General features: G+C 72.4%; 3 protein-coding genes. 2 read left to right on the plus strand and 1 reads right to left on the minus strand.

The window, feature by feature from the left end:
* Positions 1 to 427: 427 nt before the first annotated feature.
* Positions 428 to 1072: an O-methyltransferase gene (locus G3I65_RS47215; protein WP_086865531.1), complete on the minus strand. Its 645-nt coding sequence runs from the start codon at positions 1070 to 1072 to the stop codon at positions 428 to 430.
* A 190-nt stretch (positions 1073 to 1262) separates the two neighbouring features.
* Between G3I65_RS47215 and sigE the strand changes: the two genes are divergently transcribed.
* Both sigE and G3I65_RS47225 read left to right on the plus strand, forming a co-directional pair.
* Positions 1263 to 1874: an RNA polymerase sigma factor SigE gene (sigE, locus tag G3I65_RS47220; protein WP_125307105.1), complete on the plus strand. Its 612-nt coding sequence runs from the start codon at positions 1263 to 1265 to the stop codon at positions 1872 to 1874.
* Positions 1871 to 2239, plus strand: a 369-nt coding sequence (locus G3I65_RS47225; protein ID WP_375336777.1) for an anti-sigma factor family protein, incomplete at its 3' end; no start/stop codon positions are given. The genes sigE and G3I65_RS47225, both read left to right, overlap by 4 nt.

Raw genomic sequence — 2239 nt, forward strand, 5'->3', positions numbered from 1 at the left:
CGGCGACGTACTACCTGGGCAGCAGCGTCGGCGGCGCGGCCGGCGCGTGGGTCTACGGCCACGAGGGCTGGCCGTGGCTGATCGCGGTGGTCGTGGCCTGGCTGCTGCTCGCGGTGGCGGCGGTCGGCGCGGGCACCCGGGTGCGCGCGGTGCGGCGGGAGCTCGTGGCGAGTTGAGTCGGAGTGGTGGGCCCCGCGGTTCGTCCAGCGTGCCGATGCTCGTGAGCTCACGAATGACTCATTCGCGACACCCGACCTGCCCGCTCCGCAAGCGCGCGCCCCGCCTGCAAGGTCATGCACGGAACCCCGCCCGGAAAGCCCCCGCCCAGCCCTGGGGGGCGGCCCTGTTCCAGTCTATCGGCGCCCCCGACGGAACCGGCCGCGGAACGCGAGTTGTGCACAGGCTCGCGAGGTTGTGGACAGCTGAGTCAGATCGCGGCCGCGACCAGCAACCCGCCGCCCACCGGCAGCAGCGCCGGGACCAGCCGGTCGTCCTCGCGGAACGCCCGCGCCACCTCGCGCAGCGCCAGCGTCTCCGGGTCCCGGTGGGACGGGTCGATCACCCGGCCGCCCGCCAGCACGTTGTGGAACGCGATGATCCCGCCCCGCCGCAGCAGCGAGACGCCCAGCTCGTAGCAGCCGGGGTACTCGATGTGCGCGGAATCGACGAAGACCAGGTCGTAGCCGCCCGGCGTGAGGCGCTGGAGCACGTCCAGGGCGCGGCCGATGATCAGCCGCGTCCGGCCCGGCGCGTAGCCGGCCTCGCGGAACGTCGCACGCGCGGCCCGCTGGTACTCCGGCTCGACGTCGATCGAGGTCAGGATGCCGTCGGGAGCCATGCCGCGGAGCAGGCTCAGCCCGCTGACGCCGGCGCCCGTGCCGACTTCGACGACCGCCTTCGCCCGCAGTGTCGCGGCCAGGAAGCGGAGCGTCGCGCCCGCGCCCGCGCTGAGCGGGACGCAGCCCAGGTCTTCGGCCCGTGCCCGCGCCGAAGACAGCACCTCGTCGTCGGGCAGGTACCCGTCGACGAACCCGGAATCGGCCGGTGCGGCCGCAGGGGTGGGCGTGTTCACGCACGGAGGTTAGCGTTGGTTGTCGATAAATCCTCGCAGGCTCCCTGGTAAGCACCCGGGAAGAACTTCTCAGCCTGCTCTCAGTCCAGTCTCACTAGAACCATAAGGAACCCCGCCAGACTGAAATCCAGACGCACGGGAACACCGTGGCCACAGCCCGCGTTGGGTGGAGCAGACAGGAGAGACGCAGATGGAGGTGCCTGCTCCCGCTATGCAGAACGCCGTTGCCGACGCCGGGGCTCAGCCGGTGACCCTGGACGAGGCGGCGTGGACGCCACCGTCCTGGGACGAGGTCGTGCGCGAACACGGTGACCGGGTCTACCGGCTCGCCTACCGCCTGACCGGCAACACCCACGACGCCGAGGACCTGACGCAGGAGACCTTCATCCGGGTCTTCCGCTCGCTGGCGTCGTACAAGCCGGGCACGTTCGAAGGCTGGCTGCACCGGATCACCACCAACCTCTTCCTGGACATGGCCCGCCGCCGCTCGCGCGTGCGGATGGAAGGCCTGCCCGAGGACACCGACCGCATCGTGGGCGACGACCCGAGCCCGGAGCAGGTCTACTCGGACACCCACCTGGACCCTGACCTGCAGGCGGCGCTCGACGAGCTGCCTCCGGAGTTCCGCGCCGCCGTGGTGCTGTGCGACGTCGAAGGCCTGTCGTACGAGGAGATCGGCGCGACGCTGGGTGTCAAGCTGGGCACCGTCCGCAGCCGGATCCACCGCGGTCGCCAGGCGCTGCGCGCGTCGCTCGAGCGACGGCGTGCTTACGCACCGCAGTCTGCGAAGGTGTCGGTATGACCGCACCGCGAGGCTGGGGACTCCCCGAGTCGCACCTGCTGCCGGACGTCGTCGTGGCGTTCGTCGACGGCGAGCTCTCGCACGGCGCCCGCGACCGCGCGGCGTCGCACATCACGCGCTGCCAGGCGTGCGCGGCCGAGGTCCGCGCCCAGCGGCAGACGGTCGACACGATCCGGCACGCCGGTGCCCCCTCGATGTCGGCGGGGTTCCTGGCGAGCCTGCAGTCGATCCCGCAGCACACGGAGCTGCCGGGCACCCCGGACAACCTGGCGATCACGGCCGACGGCCAGCTCGTCGCGGTCCAGCGCCCCGACCGGGTCGCGGGCCTGCGCGACGCCGGCGTGCTGGGCGGGGTGGCCCCGCTG

It is taken from the genome of Amycolatopsis sp. SID8362 (genome assembly GCF_010550475.1).
GTDB classification, from domain to species: domain Bacteria; phylum Actinomycetota; class Actinomycetes; order Mycobacteriales; family Pseudonocardiaceae; genus Amycolatopsis; species Amycolatopsis eburnea.

Coding starts and splice junctions, on each gene's coding strand:
- sigE (WP_125307105.1), top strand. CDS start 1,263: ATGGAGGTGCCTGCTCCCGCTATGCAGAACGCCGTTGCCGACGCCGGG.